The organism is Chlamydia felis Fe/C-56 (assembly GCF_000009945.1).
GTDB classification, from domain to species: Bacteria; Chlamydiota; Chlamydiia; order Chlamydiales; family Chlamydiaceae; genus Chlamydia; species Chlamydia felis.
In genome coordinates this window covers 165,038-184,888 of sequence record NC_007899.1, presented here as the reverse complement: position 1 = coordinate 184,888, position 19,851 = coordinate 165,038, and the positions used below count along the sequence as shown (strand labels likewise).

Sequence of the window (19,851 nt, the reverse complement as noted above, 5' to 3'; positions counted from 1 at the left end):
ATTACCTATAAACATTCACATATAAATTGATAAAAAGACTTTGAGGATTTGTTTTGATAATAAGCTCGCAAGGCTTCTCGCCTATTTTTAATAGTTTTAGAATCTAGAGCAAGCAAAATATTTTTAGTTAAAACCTCGTTGGAAAGTTGTTTTTCTAGGATCATTGATCCCCCTCCTATAGTATAGACAAGGAACTTGGCATTTTCTTCCTGATGTCCATAAGCTCCTGGATATGGAATAAGTATGGAAGGAGTTTGCGCCCATAGTAACTCATCTAAAATCGTAGCTCCGGCACGACTAATTACAAGATCCGAAGAAAGCAAAATATTCAGCATATCATGTTCAAAATGTTTTACACAAAAAGACACCCCCCCACGACTGTAGACATATTGTATAGAGGCAACTTCACCTTTTGGCCCTGCAATATGGTGAACATACATATTTGGGTAATCCTTAGCTACCTTTACAAGAGCTGGGGGGACGTTATCATTCAATGTTTTTGCTCCTTGAGAACCTCCTACCACACAAATTATAGGAGAATAAGAAGAAGAAAGTTCTTTGGAAGAATTAGAAGAAGCCCAAACCCTTTTCGGTAGGAAAACCTCTTGAGCAGGGCAAGAAAATTGCTTAGTTACTGGGGAAAAAGAAACCCCAACCCCTTTTGCAAAACGTGAAAACAGCTTATTTACCTTGCCAGGAACAAGATTTTGTTCATGTAAAAATATAGGAATTTTCTTCTTTAACGCAGCCATCAACACAGGGAGGGAATGATAGCTCCCAAACCCAATGACCACATCGGGACCAAAAGCAATAAGTTCTTTTTTAGCTTTTTTGTATCCTATGTATAGGGAACGCGTGTTACGAATAGCTGCTATAGGTCGGGAAATTGATAGCGATCCCGAGGGAATTTCTCTATAAGGGATATCCTGCTCACAAAGATTTGGATAGTTATCTAGTCCTTTGCCCAAAAGAAGAACATCAATACCTTCTTTACAAAATGTCTCTCTTGTTGCTAGAGCAGGAACAATGTGTCCTCCCGATCCCCCGACAGCCAAAGCGATTTTGTTGATTTTCTTCATCACAAACCCTTAACAACAATGTAACTCCACACATATTAGCAATCAAAGAGGACCCTCCTTGACTGAAAAAAGGAAGATTCACCCCCTTACTGGGTAATAATCCAGACACAACTCCTAAATTCATAAAAGCTTGCATTCCAATAATTACCGTAATGGCTATGGCCAATGAAGCTCCTTCCAAAGAAGAGGAACGAATAGCTACTACATATCCTGCATAAACAAAATACATATACAACAAGATCAAAAGTAGCATACCAGCGAAGCCAAATTCCTCAGCATATATTGCCGCGATATAATCATTTTGTGCTTCTGGCAAATAGGTAAGCTTTTGCAGACTCGCTCCAGGTCCCTTACCGAATAACCCTCCGGATCCGGCAGCAATTTTTGCCTGATATGGCTGATGTCCTCGCCCCTTGATGTCTAGTTCTGGATGGAGATACACATTCAATCGATGACGTACGTAAGGCATCCTATAAGCAAGAGCGCCTCCAATAACAAGAATACATAGAAGCGGCAGCAACCAATAACGCAGACGCACAGCTGTCACGATAAATACAGGGATTAATGAAAAAGCTATTACAGCTGCAGACCCATTGTCAGGTTCTATGGCAATTAATAAGATAGGAAGAAATAACGTAGAGGTAAGTTTAAGGAAGAGTTTAAACTTTTCACGATATTGGGGGCGAAATACGAGATATTCTATAGCTACGCAAGGAACCAGATACTTTACAAATTCTGAGGGCTGCAAAGTGAGTTGTCCTATACCTAGCCAACGTTTTGCTCCGTTTCTGCATACGCCTATTCCAGGGAGCAAAACAGCAATAAGAGCGCACCCGGCTATGAGCAATAATGCGGGGCTCATTTTTAAGAAATCCCTCCATCCTGTCATATACACTAAAGAAGAAAGCCCTAGTCCCAACAACAGGTAGGTAACTTGACGAATTAAAGCCTTATGTGTACTGCAGGAAAGCGAGCGATCAAGAATTTCTGCAGAGGAAGTATCGAAAACCATAACTAGACCCAGAGAAAAGATCCCTAGTAAACATGAAACAATAAACCACTTCATATTGGGCCTAGGAGAAAACTACCGAATACGTAACTGATCTCCTGGTCTTAGTTTACGCGCTTTTTGTTCGTCAAGATCATTCATTTTCAACAAATCTTCGAGACGGATATGATTACGCAAAGCTATAGTCCAAGGGCTATCTCCTTCTTGGACAGTATAGAAATCTTCAGGCTTTGCAACCTTCACCTGAGGATTCTTAGTTTCTTCTTGCTTATCAGACACGGGAACTCTCAATATTTGCCCTATCTTTAACTGAGTGGAAGATAGGTCATTGATCTGCATAAGTACAGCTACGGTCGTATGATTTGCCTTAGCAATACGTTCTAAGAAATCTCCCTTTTTCACGATAACAGTTGCGTATCCTTCTTTTTTAGGAGTTTCTTTAGCCACTTGGACTTTTGGTTCAGCAGGTGCAGGGTTGGCAACGGGAACAGGAGCAGTTATTTGAGGAATAGTAGGGGCAGGAGACGCCTTAACAACTACGGGTTTATTTTCTGAAAATTGCGCTGCCATTTCTTCTTTGGAAACACGTTGAGGGACAGATTCTATAACAGGTTTTTCAACCTTTTCGACTTTCTCTTGTACTTTTTCTACTGAGGGGGGAACAACCTCAACAAGCTTCGTTGGCAAAGGAGGAAGTAATACATCCGCATTTTTCTTATCTGCCTGTTTTGCTGTGGTAAAGAGTACCAGAACCAAAACAACATTTACTAAAGTTGCGATTATAATCGTATCTCTACGGTTCATATCTTTAACGCCTCCATATCTCCAACCAATTGCCTAAAGCAATCCCCTCGTTCCTCAAAGCTTCGAAACTGGTCAAAACTTGCACATCCAGGAGATAATAAAATGACATCACCCGGCTGTGCTATACTCTGGGCTATGCTTACTGCCTCTTGTAGATCTCGGGCTTGAGTTAAAGGAAGACTACTAGATAAAGCTTGGGCAATCTCTTTCCGACACTCCCCCATAGCCACAATATGTTTTACCGTTTGAGTAAGGACTGGAATTAAAGAGGTAAAATTACTCTCTTTGTTCCTCCCGCCCATAATAACAATGACGTTTTCTTTTACAGCCATTAGAGCTTTTTCGACAGAGCTCATAGTGGTAGCCTTACTATCATTGATATAACGCACGCCATCTTTTTCTCCCAGATATTCTATCCTATGGGGAGGTTTTTCAAAAGTTTGAACTGCCTGTAAAAACGCCTCCAAAGGAACGCTCGTCACTTCTTTAGCTAAAGCATAGGCTGCGCAATAATTATTCCTATCATGCAAGTATAGTGGTTTTAATGCACCCCCTTTATCTAAAACCGAATCTATTTCTTCGGTATATTCTAGGTAAGACCTTCCAGAAGAAACTCCCTCTCCAGACCATAAAGAATCAGGCCATTGCAAACATTTGGCAATGTTCATTTTTGCCTCACTATAGGCATGTAGAGTTTGATGATAATCTAAATGATTCTCAGAAATATTTAAAATTGCAGCTCCAGACAATACGGGGATCTTTTGTTCTTGTTCAGTTAATTGAAACGAACTGATTTCAACAACACGAACACCTTTTTGATACATTGCTTGAAGTATAGGGAAACCAATATTTCCCATAGCAAAAGCAGATATTCCTAAAGAGTGCAGTAAATGCACTAAAAACAGCACCGTTGTTGTTTTCCCTGTGGAACCTGTGATTCCAAGAGAGGGATATTGATAAAATTCCGGAGATTGAAAAGCCAGCTGTACGTCAGTAACAATAGGAATATCTCGACGTTTTGCTTCAATAACAAGAGGGTGTGAGGTTTTGATCCCCGGAGAACGCACGAACAAATCGACATCTTCAGGAAAGTTTTCAGTTTTGTCTAGATAACGTTGGTGGAAAAAGTTACAGGAGATAAGAGCATCCCAAGATCCATCAATTCCGATAACAAAATCTCCTTTTTTATGAAGAAACTCTGCTGCAGATTTTCCTGTAACACCAGCACCTAAAACTACGACACGTTGATGATTCACAAACTATCTCCACAAAGCTGCGACTATTCCTAAAACTGTACAAAGTAATCCTGCCATCCAAAAACGTGCGACAACCTGAGTTTCTGGTATGCCTTTATACTCATAATGATGATGCAGTGGGGAACAAAGAAAAATGCGTTTTTTCCGTAATCGGCAACTAGCAACTTGCAGGATTACAGATCCTGCTTCTGCAACGAACACTCCGCCTAAGAAAATCAGAAACAATTCTGCACGGAGCATAACAGCACAACTGGCCAATATGCCTCCTATGAGCAAAGAACCTGTATCCCCCATGAACACTTGGGCAGGAGAACAATTATACCTTAGGAAAGCCAAGCTTATCCCTACCAATGTTGCCAACACTATAGAAACATCATAAGCTAGAGGATTGGTAGGACTCATAATAGCAACTATTAACAAACCGAACGAACTCATACATGTAATGCCTGTAGCCAAGCCATCAAGACCGTCTGTAAGATTGACAGCATTGCTGGTGCCTATAATTGCTAACATTGCCAAAGAAAAACAAAAAAGCTTTGCTAAAATAGAAGATCCCAAAAAAATGGTTCTGAAAAAAGGAACTTGTAAAGTGCAAAACAAGGAGTTCTCTTTATCTATAAAGAACACGGTTATAACAGTAACTGCTGACAGTAACAACTGTACAATAAATTTCTGCTTTGCGGTTATTCCATGCCCTTTCTTTCTTTTCTTTTTCACTATATCGTCATACCACCCCAGGGAACCCCAACTAACTATGGAGAATACAAATAACCATGTGGAAGGTTTCCTTAGAGGTAGTAAAAAGAAAATAGACATCAGTAAAACGAGAAAAAAGAGTACGCCGCCAGCTGTAGGCGTATATTTCTTATCTTTATGAAGGGTTTCTAGCTTTGCACAGTGTTCCTTTTGCACTTGATCATAGTAATTTTGTTTCTTCAGCCAGTGTATCACGGGTTTTCCCAAGAAAATTCCAACGAGAAAAGCAAATCCCATTACAGTTACCAGAAAAAGAATCAAAGATTCATTAAGATAAGAAAACACAGAATGCATAAGTAAAGTATTAAAAATTAAAAACAGCTCAACAGAGACTCTAAAGCCAAAGCTCTCGATCCCTTCAGCAAGACAATATCTCCTTGCTGAACGACACTCTTTAAGATTTCTTCAACACTCTGAGCAGACGGATAGAAAGACACCTCACAAGAAGAACTTTTTAACAGATGCTGACTAGACAACCACTTTTCTCCGATGAAGAAAATTATGTTTGCTTTTGACAAAGCTTTGTTGGCGACAATGGCATGACCTTCCTCAGAATAATTTCCTAATTCTGCCATGTGGCCTAGGATAAGTATAACCTTTCCCCCTTCTGAAGGATTAGGAATGGCATCTAGAGCAGCAATCATAGCTTCGGGGCAGGCATTATAAGCATCATTGATTACTTGAATACCATTGCGCATGCTTAGCTCAAAACGCATGGGAGGGAGTTGCAAATCACTACAAGAATGAATAATTCTATCTACAGGCACGTCTAGAAGCCATGCCAAGGAAAAAGAAATTAATAAATTGCTGTAGGCAGGCTTATAGGGGAATGAAACTGCAAAATCTACATCTCCTTCAGGAGTACTTATGATAACACTATCCTTTTGAATAGCTTTATAATAAAAGTCAGCGGTCTCATTGTAAAAAGCAAAAGAAAACTTTTCGGAAGATGGGGACTGTTTTATGAAGTGAGAATACCAAGGAGAATCTTTAGGGAGAAGCTGTATACGACTGGTTTGTAAAATATGACTCTTTTCTTCAGCGATGCCTCGCACCCCTTGGTCGGGGAAATTTATAGCGTGTTGATCGGCTATGTTAGTAATTACAGAAATCTCGGGCTCTACTATAGAAAGTAAATCCCTCATATTTCCTGGTTCAGAAACTCCCATTTCTAAAATGATAAAATCCTCATCTCCATCTGCCATTAGTAAACTTAGAGGGACAGTAAGTTGGGAATTATAGCTTTTCGGGCTAGCATATACCCTATACACTGAAGAAAGGAATGTTTTTGCAAAAGTCTTTGTTGTTGTCTTTCCTATAGACCCAGTAATGCCAACAATAGTGCCTTGAAATAGATGCCCTTGGTTTTCTCCTGCCTCTTTCAAAGCTTCTGTAGTATCCTGAACAACGACAAGATCCAAACCAAAAGAATCTCCACAGTAGTCTTTAGAGACCACTGCAGCCACGGCTCCGGCTTGTGCGGCTTGTTTTAGAAAATGATGACCGTCTGTACATTGACCAGAAAGAGCGAAGAACAAATCTCCGGGCCGCACTTGGCGACTATCAATAGCAACTCCAGAAATCTTTCTCCCAGACCTCGGATATTTCACATCGGACAACATTAACGACACCCAATCTTCTAGCAAGATAGATTGCATTCCTCGGCCTTTTTTCTCTGATTAAAACACATGCGCTTAGAATCATACAGTCTAAGTAAGCATACCATTTACAAGTTCTGGGATTAAAATAGAGAGTCTTTCAAAGATTCTGCTTGTTAATATAAATAAATATACTACATGAATGCAAGCAGCGTTATAACGCTCTATTAAGATTTCCTACTGACTATAAAATCGTATTTCGCTTACACTAGGGTTTCCTTTCGCTTTTTTGGTGGCATAGCCAAGCGGTAAGGCCGAGGCCTGCAAAGCCTCTATCCCCGGTTCGATTCCGGGTGCCACCTTTCTTTTTATCTAAGATATTGTACACTAAAAAATGACTTGGTACTGTGAGGTTTGCTTAAAACTTCTTGGAGGCTACCAATGTTAGACAAGGAAAATTCCCTCTACGATACGGATAAAAAGCTTTTCCTTGGGATAGACAAAGTCTTTCACTCTATTAAGGATCATTACGGACCCTTAGCCTCTTCGCAATCTTGTTTTGAAAATCAAGGGTATCTCACCCTATCTCGTATAACACTCGCAGATCCTCATGAAAATATTGGTGTAGATTTTGCCAAAGCTATGGCGAAAAACATCTATAAAAAATATCTTGATGGCGTCACTACTGGAGTGATTTTACTTTATACTCTTCTAAAAGAAAGTTACCCTTTTCTAGATCAAGGATTGTCTCTTTACAAATTGTGCTTTGCCTTAAGAAAAATGGGGGAAAAGCTCTTAGTCTCTTTGAAAAAGCATTCTTGGCCTTTAAAGGATAGCAATAAAGCCAGAGGAATTATTTTTTCTTCTCTTCCAGATCTTACTGTTGCCACAGAAATGTCCGAAGCATTTTCAGCAGTAGGTTCTGAGGGATTTATTTCGTTATCGCAACTGGGGATATCGAATATACAGATCACTCAGGGATTAAAAATTCCCCGAGGTTACATCTCTCCATATTTCATTTCTCAATCTACCCAGCGCACAATTATCCTTTCTCGACCACGCATTTTTGTTACCGATAAAAAAATTACTTCGATCCTGAGTTTACTTCCCTTATTAAAAGAGCTGCAAGAGCATGGAGAACATCTGCTTATTTTTTGCAACGGTATAGATCAAGACGCACTTTCTACATTTACTGTGAATAAGCTCGAAGATCTCTTGCAAATTGTCGTTGTGGATTTAAGCAGTCTCTCTTCTCTTGATCCCACTTTCACTGAAGATATTACTTTATTCACAGGGACGAACGTATTCTCTCAGAACTTCTCCCCGACGGCACAACTGCCTGATCGCACTTCTTTGGGCTCATGCGCCTCCGTAGAAATTTCTGAAGAAGAAACTGTAATCTTTCGTGGAAATAGCGTTTCTGACGTGTTAGCTTTAAAAATTCATCAAATTGAAGAAGAAATTCGTACGAGTTCGTGTCAGGAAGCAAGAAGTGCGTTAACAAAAAGAAAACACCGATTACAAAGTTCTGTAGCCATTGTTCCTATTCGCGAAGAAAATAAGTTCTTCTACTCTTTGGCTCTTTCTACATTAACATCCGCCTTAGACCGGGGCTATATTCCAGGAGGAGGCGCGGGTCTATTTTACGCTTCTTTAAATCTACGCGACGAAGAAGAACTTTCTGAAGAAGAACAGGCAGCTATAAAAATTTTACAAATGTGTTGCCGAGCGCCTTTGGAGCAATTAATCAGCAATATACAATTAGAAAGTAGCGTGGTTCTGGATAAATTACTCTCTCTATCCACTCCGAGTTTAGGGATGAACGTCATTTCACGACAAATAGAAGACCTTATTGCTTCAGGGATTTTAGATCCTCTATCTAAAGTAGAAGATATTTTCTCCCTCGCATTGGAGACTGGATTAAATATTCTTTCATCAAAAGTAATTATTAGCGATGTGAATAAATAAACCGTGTTGAAATCTTGCAAGCTAAAGACGCGGCCAAGATTTTGCCACCCGAAATAGATTGGTTCAAACATTTTAGACAACTGGGATAATATTGTCGTTCTATACCGCCCACAAATAAAGCAGTTAATAAGAAAAGCCTATCACAGTACTATGTTTGACTTCAGTGCTTTATTCAGAAAGTATTTTAGCATGAGAACCGGTCCCTCCTGTTTCAATACTAAAGAACACCATTATTGTTCTCGCAGAGAAAAGTTTTATAAAAGACATTTCCTTTCTTAATTAGGGAAAGCACTGAGTTTGTTAACCAAAATCTGTGGTACAAACAGAGATCTTAAATGTAGCTTAGCGTAAAAAGGGGTATTTTTTGCCTCCACGTTAGTAAAATTAAGATACTCCTGGAGGAACTAGTGATATGTATAATAAATCTTTAGAGGCTCATCGTATTATTCATATCTCCGACGTGCATTTTTGCGTATTCCCTAGGAATCCGTTAACTTGTCTTAATAAAAGATTTAAAGGAGCATTACGCCAGATATTCGGCGGGGTTACCTTCCAATCTTCAACCATAGCAGAACGTTTTCCAGAATTAGCGACACGATTACAAGCTGATAGCATTTGTATTACTGGAGATTTTTCTCTTACAGCCTTGGATGCGGAATTCTTACTAGCTCAAGACTTTGTGAATAATCTATCACAAAATGCTTCTGTATATGCGCTTCCTGGAAATCATGACGTTTATACTCAAAAAGCTCTGAATCAGCAAACTTTCTATCAATACTTTCCCAATGTGCAATTGCAAAATGAACGAATCTCCTTTAACAAACTTATGGACCATTGGTGGTTGGTCTTGTTGGATTGCTCGTGCCTGAACGGATGGTTCTCAGCAAATGGCATGATACAATCGTCCCAAACCTCTGTATTGGAAAACTTTATTCTTAGTCTCCCGCCGAAAGAAAATATTATTATCGCCAATCATTACCCTCTTTTACCGACAAAAGACCCTTCTCACGATTTAATTAATCATCTGCTTTTACAACACGTTTTAAAAAAATATCCTAATGTCCGTTTATATCTTCATGGACATAATCATCAGGCTGCTGTTTACAACTGTAAAGATCACGCACCGAATATGATTTTAAACAGCGGTTCCGTCTCACTACCGTCTAATGCTCGCTTCCATATTATAGATCTGTATCCTCAAGGTTACCATGTCTATACTGCAGAAATCACAAATCTCTTGAACACAAAAGAACCTCTAGAAATCTCTATAGAAGCTAATCTAGAATCTTGGTAATTGTTTTGAAAAAGACAGAAGGAAAACTGGAAGAAATTGTGTAGGAAATCTACACTCCTTCTTCACAAATTTTTTCCGCTATAGCGCGAAATACCTCTGGAGTATCAGGAACTTCGCAATGAGAAATATCGCGAGTAGACTCTGGCATAGCTACGAGCTTTTCAACCCAAACTTTCCGTTTCTTTTGTTCTTCAAGAACTAAAGCTCTGTCTCGCAATTTTTTAAGTAGCTCTGCTTCTGCAGATAGCTCTTTTGTTTTTTTTGTTTCCATACTCGAAATCTAAGAGAATCGTGTTTTTTACACAATAGAACTTCTTATAGCTCAACACTACTTAGAAACTCGAGATTCGTAACTTCCTGTACGTGTATCGACTTTAACAACTTCACCTTCTTCAATGAAGATAGGAACCATAATTTTTGCTCCAGTATTCGTTACTGCGGGTTTTAACACTCTTCCCGAAGCTGTATCTCCACGTACTCCAGGTGCTGTTTCAGCAATAGTAAGCTCCATAAAAATTGGAGGTTCTACGCCTATGACATTACCATTGTATAGTACTAATGTATAGATAGTATCTTCCAATAACCACTGACGGATATTTTCTATTTTGTCCCAGAAGATGACTTCTTGTTCGAAGGTTTCATCGTCCATGAAAGTGGCACCTTCTTGATCTGAATAAAGGAAACGCATCTGTTGTTCCCGCACATCTGCGGTTTCCACAGACTCTCCAGACTTAAAAGTCTTTTCAATGACTCTTCCTGTTAGGAAATTCTTTATCTTAATCCTATTAAAAGCCTGGCCTTTTCCTGGTTTTACAAAGTCATTTTGCAAAATCAAATAGGGTTGACCATCTATTTCTACTCTTAATCCTACACGAAATTCACTAGTGCTTACACGAACCATGGGGCCATTTATCCTTAAAATTCTCCTATTTATGTTATCTAGGACATTGACCTTTGTCCAGAAGAATGTCTTTTATTGCATAGGAGTCCGCATACACCAATAAAAAGTATTAATTTTAGTTTACACGTGCAATTTTCTTATGTTCCGTATAAAACGAATTAATATTTAATCCCGACAACTGCTAGAGGAACCTGAGGGCAGAAACATGTTCAAGAAAAAAGACACGAATATCCTTGAATCGAAAATAGCACAGGACACGCTAGAGCGTTATTCTGGATCGACTATCGAAGAGTTCTGCCCCTATCTTCTCTTAACAAATTTTTCTTATTACACACACGTATTTGCTGAAGCTTATCAGGTACCTATTGCTAAAGGATCAATGTTTTCTTCTGCACACGCCCCTCAGGTGAATACATCAATTTTAGATTTCAAGCTAGGATCTCCTGGAGCAGCTTTAACCGTAGATTTGTGTTCTTTCCTCCCTAATGTAAAAGCAGCTGTAATGCTAGGCTTATGTGGAGGGTTACGTTCCCACTATCAGGTAGGAGATTACTTTGTCCCTATAGCCAGTATTCGAGGGGAAGGAACTTCTGATGCATACTTCCCCCCTGAAGTCCCTGCTCTAGCCAATTTCGTAGTCCAAAAAACTATTACAGAAATATTAGAAGAGAAAAAGTCGATCTACCATATTGGGATTACGCACACCACGAACATCCGTTTTTGGGAATTCAATAAAGAATTTCGAAAGAAACTCTATGAAAATAAGGCTCAAGCCATAGAAATGGAATGCGCCACTTTATTCGCGGTCGGCTATAGAAGAAACCTTCCCATGGGAGCTTTAATGATCATTTCTGACCTGCCCTTAAGAAAGGATGGAATCAAGACCAAAGAAAGCGGAAACTTAGTCTTAAAAACATATACGCAAGATCACGTTTCTATGGGTATCGAGGTCATTTCGAAATTAAACACGGTGATGAAAAACCTGCCTATAAAAGCTAACAAAGGCTTGCCTCACATGGAGCTTGGCGAAGCCGATGACGCTATGCCTAAAGATTTCGGTTTTTCCGACAATGACTACTGAGAAAGTATTCTCTGTAAAATGCAATCTGCGGTGAACCCACAAGCTTCTGCAACATCAGCGGGAGCTCCCGAGTAACCAAACCTATCCATAGCAATGGCCAAACCGTTGGAACCTATATATTTATACCACCCCAAAGCAGACCCCGCTTCTATAGATACTCGCAAACCTAAGTCACCGCCGACAACACTTTCTCGATATTCGAAATCTTGTTGTTCGAACAATTCCCAGCACGGGAAGGAAACTACACGCACTTTTTTATCTAAGTAGATCAACTCTTGCGCAACAGCCAAAGCTAAGTGCAATTCCGATCCTGTAGCAAATAAGGTATAATCTATCTTCCCTTGAGCTTCCTTTAAAACAATATAGGCTCCACGTCCCACACCTTCTTTAAACGGTCTATTGGTTTGTGACAGCGTGGGTAAATTTTGTCGAGACAGAATCAATGCTGTTGGACCGGGATAACGTAACGCCGCATGCCAAGCTCCCTTCACTTCATTAGCATCTCCGGGGCGGATAACTTGTAAACCTGGAATAGCTCTTAACGACATGATTTGCTCAATAGGTTGGTGTGTAGGGCCATCCTCACCAACAAAAATAGAATCGTGCGTAAATTGGTAAATGACAGGCAACTTAGCCAATGCTGCTAAACGGATGGCATTTCTTAGATAATCAGAAAACACCAAGAATGTGCCTCCAAAAGGTCGGAATACTTGAGAGTAAGCAAGACCATTCATAACGGTCCCCATACCAAATTCCCGCACGCCGTATTTAATATTTCTACCAGAAAAATCGTGGCTATTAATATCCTTAGCGTCTGATATCCAAGTCCCATCGGAACTAGATAAATCTGCCGACCCTCCTACAAGCGAAGGGATATGTTTAGCTAAATCTTGAATTATTTTGTTAGATGCAGCACGTCCTGCTATAACCTCCGGCATTTCTATATTCTCAAATATCGTCTCTAATGTTTCTGAGGATATTGGAGCCTTCAATGAAAGAAATTCTTTATGTAATTCAGGAAACTGACGTGACCAAACACGAAAATCGTCTTGCCATTCTTCCTGAATCTTACGATCTTCTTGTAATTTATTGGAGAAGAAAGACTTTACTACAGGAGAAATGAAAAATTTCTCCTCAGGCAGACGCCAGAAATGTTTTGTTTGTTCTACTCCGGCTTCCCCTAAGGGAGAACCATGAGCTTTATGGCTACCTTCTTTAGGAGAACCGTGGCCTATAATTGTATGCGCAACAATTAATGCCGGACGTTTCTGGTGTTGTTTAATGTTTACAAATGTTTCATGAATAGCAGAGAAATCATACCCATCGATTTCATACACTTCCCAGCCATAAGCCTCAAAACGCTTTTTAACATCTTCTAAACAAACCTCTCCCAGGAAGCCATCTAATACAATATGATTGTAATCATATATAACTACAAGATTATCTAATTCTAAAGTCCCAGCCAGACTACAAACTTCATGGCTAACGCCTTCCATCATGCATCCGTCACCAGCCAAACAGTATACTTTGCTATTAAAAATTTCATGATCTGGTCGATTGAAACGAACTCCAAGCATCTTCATAGACAGGGCCATACCCACTGCATTGCCCAGCCCCTGACCTAGAGGGCCTGTAGTCGCTTCAACTCCCTCAGTCTCTCCAAATTCCGGATGACCAGGAGTACGTGAATGTAACTGACGAAATTGCTGAAGATCTTCCAAAGAGACGTCGTATCCAGCAAGATGCAGACATGAATACAGCAAAGCCGAACCGTGTCCTGCAGACAAAACGAAACGATCTCTAGCAATCCACAAAGGATCTTTAGGATTGTGTTTCAAAACATAACTATACAAATAAGCCGCAAGTTCTGCGCACCCTAAAGGCAATCCAGGATGACCAGAACCAGCTTTTTGAATGATCTCTATACTCAACTGTTTAAGAGTTCCTGAGATCTTTTCTAAGATATCTACATCTACTTCTCTGTTCACCATTTGCCAGACCTAAAAGCGCTTCATAAAGAATACAAAGATCAAAATTATAGGACATGCTTTACCAAAAAGCAAGATTACTCAATGCATATAAGATTTCACCATGCCTATATGTTTATTTCTTCAAGAGCTCCCCAACTGTATAGAGCATTATAGTAAGAATAAAAAGATTCTTTCTTAGGATAGTATTAGAGACTAAAATGAATCTCTCCCATATAATTACGCCAAGTTCAATATTTTTGACGTCGCAAAGACATCCCTTATGTTAAGTAACACTCTTCGATCTAATTTTTTAAAATTTTACGCTAATCGCCACCACGCTATTGTTCCTTCCTCCCCTATTTTTCCCCACAATGATCCTTCCATTCTTTTTACCAACGCAGGAATGAATCAATTTAAGGATATTTTTTTAAATAAGGAGACTGTGAGTTATTCGCGAGCCACGACTTCTCAAAAGTGTATTCGTGCTGGGGGGAAACATAATGATCTCGATAATGTTGGACATACATCGCGACATCTTACTTTCTTTGAAATGTTAGGAAACTTTTCTTTCGGCGATTATTTTAAAAAACAAGCGATTGCTTTTGCCTGGGAAGTTTCCCTGTCAGTTTTTAATTTTGATCCCAATCTTATCTATGCAACAGTTCATGAAAAAGACGACGAAGCTTTTGCTCTTTGGGAACAACATCTTCCTAGTGAGCGCATTTTCCGATTAACAGACAAAGACAATTTCTGGAGCATGGCGGAAACAGGTCCTTGCGGATATTGCTCTGAGCTTCTTTTCGATCGCGGAGCAAACTTTGGTAAAGCGACTTCTCCTTTAGAGGATACTGATGGCGAACGCTTTTTAGAATATTGGAACCTTGTCTTTATGGAGTTCAATCGTACAGCAGATGGTTCCTTATTATCTCTACCCAGCAAACATGTGGATACAGGAGCCGGTTTAGAACGTTTAGTTTCTATTATTTCTGGAACGAACACTGTTTTTGAGGCTGATGTTTTGCGTTTGCTTATCTCAAAAACAGAAGAGCTATCAGGGAAAAAATATCACGAAGATGAAGCTTTAGGCGCTGCTTTTAGAGTTATTGCAGACCATACGCGATCCTTATCTTTTGCTATAGCTGATGGTTTGCTTCCTGGGAATACGGAACGCGGTTATGTTTTGCGAAAGATTTTACGACGATCTGTAAACTACGGAAAACGTTTAGGATTTACTAAACCCTTCCTAGCAGAAATTGTTCCTTCTTTAGTTGATTCTATGGGAGAAGCTTACCCAGAATTACGCTTATCCCTATCTCAAATTCAAGAAGTGATGACTACGGAAGAGGAAAATTATTTCAAATCACTTCATCGTGGGGGAAACTTGCTCCAACAAGTTCTTAAATCATCATCCACCTCGTCTCTTATCTCTGGAGAAGATGCCTTCAAGTTAAAAGACACTTATGGACTGCCTCTCGATGAAATTGCTTTATTAGCTAAAGATTACAATTTCTCTGTAGATTTGGAGACTTTTTATCAATTAGAGAAAGAAGCTAAGGAACGATCTAGAAAAAATATTGCAAAATCTCAAAATGCTACAGATGCGATTTATGATTCGTTATCTTTAGGGGAAAATTCGGAATTCATTGGTTACAACGATCTATCTTGCGATACGTTTATTGAAGCAATAGTTAGTGAGGGTAAGCAGGTATCTTCTCTTCAAGAAAAAGAAAAGGGTGCTTTAATCTTAAAATCCACTCCTTTCTATGCCGAAAAAGGCGGTCAAATTGGAGATTCTGGCGAGATATTCTGTTCGGATGGAACATTTGTAGTTAGCCATACAACATCTCCAAAAGCTGGAATTGTTATTCATCACGGGGAAGTTTCCCAAGGACAACTTTCCCAAGCCCAAGCAGTAACTACGCAAGTAAACTGCATACGCAGAAAAAGAATCAGCAACAACCACACAGGCTGCCACCTTTTACATAAAGCTTTAGAAATGACTCTTGGGGATCATATTCGCCAAGCAGGTTCTTATGTTGATGATTCGAAAATTCGTTTAGACTTCACTCATCCAAAAGCGATTTCTCCCGAAGATCTAGCTTCTATTGAACTTTTGGTTAATGAAAAGATCCGAGAAAATCATCAAGTAGAGACCCGTAACACACTATATTCTGATGTTGTGAACTCGAAGGAGATAAAGCAATTTTTCGGAGATAAGTATAGCGATGTCGTGCGAGTTGTTTCTGCGGGATTTTCTCATGAGCTCTGTGGAGGAACTCATGCAGAATTTACTGGGGATCTCGGATATTTCCGCATTCTTAAAGAGCACGCTGTAGCTACAGGCATACGTCGTATAGAAGCTGTAACAGGAAAGGAAGCTGAAATCTTAGCTCATCAGGATAATGAAGATCTCAATGAAATTGCTCTAATTTTACAATCTCCTCGAGATCAAATTCTGCATAAATTACAAAACATTCTAGAAGAGAAAAAAGAGCAAGCAAAACAAATCTCTGAACTAGAGACGAAACTTATCCATTCTCTATTAGACAAGCTTATTGATCACTGTCAACAAGTGAACGATGTTTCCTTTTTGATCCATCACTTACCTGAATCAGAGAGTCATCGCTTACAACAGTACGCTAATTGCTTACATCAAAAAATACCATCGCGTTTAATTTCTCTATGGACGACTCAGAAAAATGGGAAATACATCATTTTTTCTAGGATTTCAGACGATCTTATTAAACAAGGATTACAAGCTAAAGATCTTTTAAAAATATTACTCGCACCCTGTGGAGGTCGTTGGGGAGGAAAAGATATCTTCGCTCAAGGTAGTGCCGATAGTCTTCCCCAAACGGACGCATTAAATAATACTTTATGGCAATGGATTTCGACCCAGTTAAATTAAATCTATCTAGTCTTTTTGAAATAATTAACACCTCTACTCCATTACTCATAGAAAACATCCGTCCCGGAGCTCGTGGGTTTTTAGCTGCCAAGTTTTTCCACGAGAGAAAAAAATCTGTGATAATGATCACCACTCGCTCTTGTATTGACGATTTACTAGAAGATCTCTCTTCCTTTTTAGGATTTCCTCCTCTGGAGTTCCCCTCGTCAGAAATTGACTTGTCTCCCAAATTGGTCAATATCGATGCTGTGGGGAAACGTGACAAGATTCTGTATGAATTATGTGAGAAGAAATCCCCTGTATTTTGCGTAACAACATTAAAAGCTTTACTAGAAAAAACCCGCTCTCCGAAAGACACGGTTCATCAACATTTAGATATCCAAGTTGGGGATCTGCTAGATCCTGATATGATGATCGATCTATGTAAAAACTTAGGCTATCGCCATGAAACTCTCGCAAGAGATAAAGGCGAGTTTGCTTATCGAGGAGGAATTATTGACATCTTTCCTCTATCTTCTCAAGAACCCTTCCGAATAGAGTTCTGGGGAGAAAAAATAATCTCCATTCGTCCTTTCAACCCCTCAGACCAACTCTCAACAGGAAAGGTTTCTAAACTTTCAATATCTCCTGCGACAAAAGACTCTGGGAAAGAAGTTCTTTCGCATTGCCTGTTAGATTACTTCCATACCCCTCCGGCGTTTATCTTTGATAATTTAGCTAGGTTAGAAGATGATTTTTCTGAGATTTCAGGAACATTATCCTCCTTGCCCAACCGCTTTTTACCTATTCAATATCTTTGTGAACGCGCATTGCAATCTCCGACGATTTTCTTTGAAGAAAAGAACTTCCCTAATGCCCACACTGTTAAGAACAATGAAGTAAATATCGAAGTTTTTCATCGTGATGTTAAAGCTTCACGCCTCGTTGCCCCCTTTGTTTATCCTAATGAAACTATCGATAAGCATGAAAACCCCCCTCTGGGTTTTCTACAAAAACTTCAGGAATATATTCCTAATAAAGAACCGCTTAACATTGCGGTCTATAATACGAAATCCAAGTCTTTGAAAGAGGCTCGAGCCTTAATAGAAACTCTAGAGGAAAACTCCATACACATTTACGAAAAATCTGGGAATCTCTCCTCTAGCTTTGCTCTTGTTAAAGAAAGGTTTGCAGCTATTTCCCTTTCAGAATTTACTTCTACAAAGATACTGAGAAGACAAAAACAGAGAAATTATTTTTCTGTAACTACTGAGGAAGTTTTTGTCCCTATTCCTGGGGAGACTGTTGTGCATCTTCACAATGGGATCGGGAAGTTTATCGGAATGGAAAAAAAACCCAACCATTTAAATATAGAAACCGATTACCTAGTCCTTGAATATGCTGACAAAGCAAGACTTTATGTTCCTTCAGATCAAGCTTATCTAATTTCTCGTTACGTAGGGACTTCTGAAAAAACTCCTGATCTTCATAATCTTAATGGCTCTAAATGGAAAAGATCTCGAGATCTCTCTGAAAAGTCTCTCGTATTATACGCTGAAAAGCTGCTTCAGCTCGAAGCTCAGCGTTCTACAGCTCCTTCTTTTATTTATCCTCCCCATGGTGAGGAAGTAATGAAATTTGCAGAAAGATTTCCCTATGAAGAAACTCCCGATCAATTAAAAGCTATTGAACAAATTTACTCTGACATGATGTCTGATAAGCTCATGGATCGTTTAATTTGTGGAGATGCGGGATTTGGGAAAACAGAAGTTATTATGCGAGCTGCTGTAAAAGCTGTTTGTGATGGTCATCGACAAGTTATCGTTATGGTTCCTACGACCATTCTAGCTAATCAACATTACGAGACTTTCTCTCAGCGCATGGCAGGATTACCTATCAAAATCGCTGTTCTTTCACGATTTTCTGAAGGAAAAGCAAAGAAAAAAATCTTCGAAGATACTGCTAAGGGCGATGTTGATATTTTAATTGGCACGCACAAGTTAATAAACAAAAACCTAGAATTCAAAAATCCTGGCTTACTGATTATTGATGAGGAACAACGTTTTGGTGTTAAAGTTAAAGACTTCCTCAAAGAGCGCTATCCTATGGTAGATTGCCTTACGGTATCAGCAACGCCCATTCCTAGAACATTATACATGTCTTTATCCGGGGCTAGGGATCTCTCTTTAATCACCATGCCACCGTTAGATCGACTTCCTGTCTCTACATTTATTTTAGAGCATAACGATGAGACACTGTCAGCTGCTCTACGTCATGAATTACTTCGTGGTGGTCAAGCTTACGTTATTCATAACCGTATTGAGAGTATTTTCAGATTAGGGAATACAATACGCACGTTAGTTCCTGAAGCACGTATTGCTGTTGCCCATGGGCAGATGTCTTCAGATGAATTAGCTTCTATTTTCCAAAAGTTTAAAGATCAAGAAATCAATGTGCTTGTAGCAACAGCGCTCATAGAAAATGGTATTGATATTCCCAATGCCAACACTATTTTGGTAGACCAGGCGGACAAATTCGGCATGGCAGATCTTTATCAGATGAAAGGTAGAGTAGGTAGATGGAATAGAAAAGCCTACTGTTATTTCCTAGTTCCCCATTTAGATAGGTTATCCGTACCTGCAGCAAAACGTTTAGAAGCGTTGAATAAACAAGAATACGGCGGGGGAATGAAAATTGCTCTCCATGATTTAGAGATTCGCGGAGCTGGGAATATCTTGGGGACTGATCAATCGGGGCATATAAGTGCCATAGGATTCAATCTCTATTGTAAACTATTGAAAAAAACTGTCGCAGCTTTGAAAAACAATACCTCTCCGGCGCTATTCAATGATGATGTCAAGATAGAATTCCCTTACAAGTCTCGGATTCCTGATACTTATATTGACTTGGCATCTATGCGTATAGAATTCTATCAGAAAATAGGAGGTGCTGAAGATGCGGAACAACTTGATCTTATAAAAGAGGAAATGCGCGATCGCTTTGGTCCCCTTCCTGATGAGGTATTATGGTTATTCGCCTTAGCTCAATTACGTCTGTTTGCTCTAAAGCACAATATTTCTAGTATTAAAGGCACGGGCAACGCTTTGTATATCCAACAAAATCATGGAAAAACGGAGCAAATAAAGAAAACATTACCCTATTCTTTATCTCCAACTCCAGAACTGCTAGTATCAGAAGTTTTAGAATCTATAGAGAAAGCTTTTCCTCTAAATACCCCTTGTTAAGGA

General features: G+C 39.4%; 14 protein-coding genes and 1 tRNA gene. 6 read left to right on the top strand and 9 right to left on the bottom strand.

The features are described 5' to 3' along the window. Window positions 1–5: 5 nt before the first annotated feature. The 6 genes from murG to murF are packed head-to-tail and all read right to left on the bottom strand — an operon-like array spanning window position 6 to window position 6,562. Window positions 6–1,082: an undecaprenyldiphospho-muramoylpentapeptide beta-N-acetylglucosaminyltransferase gene (gene murG, locus CF_RS00790; RefSeq protein WP_148174334.1), complete on the bottom strand. Its 1,077-nt coding sequence runs from the start codon at window positions 1,080–1,082 to the stop codon at window positions 6–8. After that, complete coding sequence (ftsW, locus tag CF_RS00785) at window positions 991–2,145, bottom strand: putative lipid II flippase FtsW (protein WP_011457708.1); 1,155 nt, start codon at window positions 2,143–2,145, stop codon at window positions 991–993. The genes murG and ftsW overlap by 92 nt, the downstream gene beginning before the upstream one ends. An 18-nt stretch (window positions 2,146–2,163) precedes the next feature. Then, on the bottom strand, window positions 2,164–2,892 hold the full coding sequence (locus CF_RS00780) for a lytic transglycosylase (RefSeq protein WP_011457707.1): 729 nt from the start codon (window positions 2,890–2,892) through the stop codon (window positions 2,164–2,166). After that, window positions 2,889–4,148, bottom strand: a complete 1,260-nt coding sequence (gene murD, locus CF_RS00775) for a UDP-N-acetylmuramoyl-L-alanine--D-glutamate ligase (RefSeq protein WP_011457706.1) — start codon at window positions 4,146–4,148, stop codon at window positions 2,889–2,891. The genes CF_RS00780 and murD overlap by 4 nt, the downstream gene beginning before the upstream one ends. 3 nt (window positions 4,149–4,151) lie before the next feature. Further along, window positions 4,152–5,198, bottom strand: a complete 1,047-nt coding sequence (mraY, locus tag CF_RS00770; RefSeq protein ID WP_011457705.1) for a phospho-N-acetylmuramoyl-pentapeptide-transferase — start codon at window positions 5,196–5,198, stop codon at window positions 4,152–4,154. A gap of 17 nt (window positions 5,199–5,215) precedes the next feature. Further along, window positions 5,216–6,562: a UDP-N-acetylmuramoyl-tripeptide--D-alanyl-D-alanine ligase gene (gene murF / locus CF_RS00765; protein ID WP_011457704.1), complete on the bottom strand. Its 1,347-nt coding sequence runs from the start codon at window positions 6,560–6,562 to the stop codon at window positions 5,216–5,218. A gap of 231 nt (window positions 6,563–6,793) precedes the next feature. Between murF and CF_RS00760 the strand changes: the two genes are divergently transcribed. The 3 genes from CF_RS00760 to CF_RS00750 all read left to right on the top strand — a co-directional run bounded on the left by CF_RS00760 (window position 6,794) and on the right by CF_RS00750 (window position 9,764). Beyond that, window positions 6,794–6,864: transfer RNA gene (locus tag CF_RS00760), tRNA-Cys, on the top strand. A gap of 79 nt (window positions 6,865–6,943) precedes the next feature. Then, a complete protein-coding gene (gene groEL3 / locus CF_RS00755; protein WP_011457703.1) occupies window positions 6,944–8,470 on the top strand; it encodes a variant chaperonin GroEL3 in 1,527 nt (508 codons plus the stop codon). Between the two features lie 412 nt (window positions 8,471–8,882). Next, window positions 8,883–9,764: a metallophosphoesterase family protein gene (locus CF_RS00750; protein ID WP_011457702.1), complete on the top strand. Its 882-nt coding sequence runs from the start codon at window positions 8,883–8,885 to the stop codon at window positions 9,762–9,764. A gap of 49 nt (window positions 9,765–9,813) precedes the next feature. Here the strand turns inward: CF_RS00750 and CF_RS00745 are convergent, their stop codons facing one another. Next, window positions 9,814–10,035: a hypothetical protein gene (locus CF_RS00745; protein WP_011457701.1), complete on the bottom strand. Its 222-nt coding sequence runs from the start codon at window positions 10,033–10,035 to the stop codon at window positions 9,814–9,816. A 57-nt stretch (window positions 10,036–10,092) separates the two neighbouring features. Then, complete coding sequence (gene efp / locus CF_RS00740; protein WP_011457700.1) at window positions 10,093–10,665, bottom strand: elongation factor P; 573 nt, start codon at window positions 10,663–10,665, stop codon at window positions 10,093–10,095. A 205-nt stretch (window positions 10,666–10,870) separates the two neighbouring features. Between efp and CF_RS00735 the strand changes: the two genes are divergently transcribed. Then, a complete protein-coding gene (locus tag CF_RS00735; RefSeq protein WP_011457699.1) occupies window positions 10,871–11,746 on the top strand; it encodes an AMP nucleosidase in 876 nt (291 codons plus the stop codon). Here CF_RS00735 and tkt read toward each other — a convergent pair. Continuing rightward, a complete protein-coding gene (gene tkt, locus CF_RS00730) occupies window positions 11,740–13,737 on the bottom strand; it encodes a transketolase (protein ID WP_011457698.1) in 1,998 nt (665 codons plus the stop codon). The two genes, CF_RS00735 and tkt, sit on opposite strands and share 7 nt — an antisense overlap. A 259-nt stretch (window positions 13,738–13,996) precedes the next feature. On the opposite strand from tkt, the gene alaS reads away from it, so the two are divergent. After that, window positions 13,997–16,624: an alanine--tRNA ligase gene (gene alaS, locus CF_RS00725; RefSeq protein ID WP_011457697.1), complete on the top strand. Its 2,628-nt coding sequence runs from the start codon at window positions 13,997–13,999 to the stop codon at window positions 16,622–16,624. Next, a complete protein-coding gene (mfd, locus tag CF_RS00720) occupies window positions 16,594–19,848 on the top strand; it encodes a transcription-repair coupling factor (protein ID WP_011457696.1) in 3,255 nt (1,084 codons plus the stop codon). The genes alaS and mfd overlap by 31 nt, the downstream gene beginning before the upstream one ends. Window positions 19,849–19,851 lie beyond the last annotated feature (3 nt).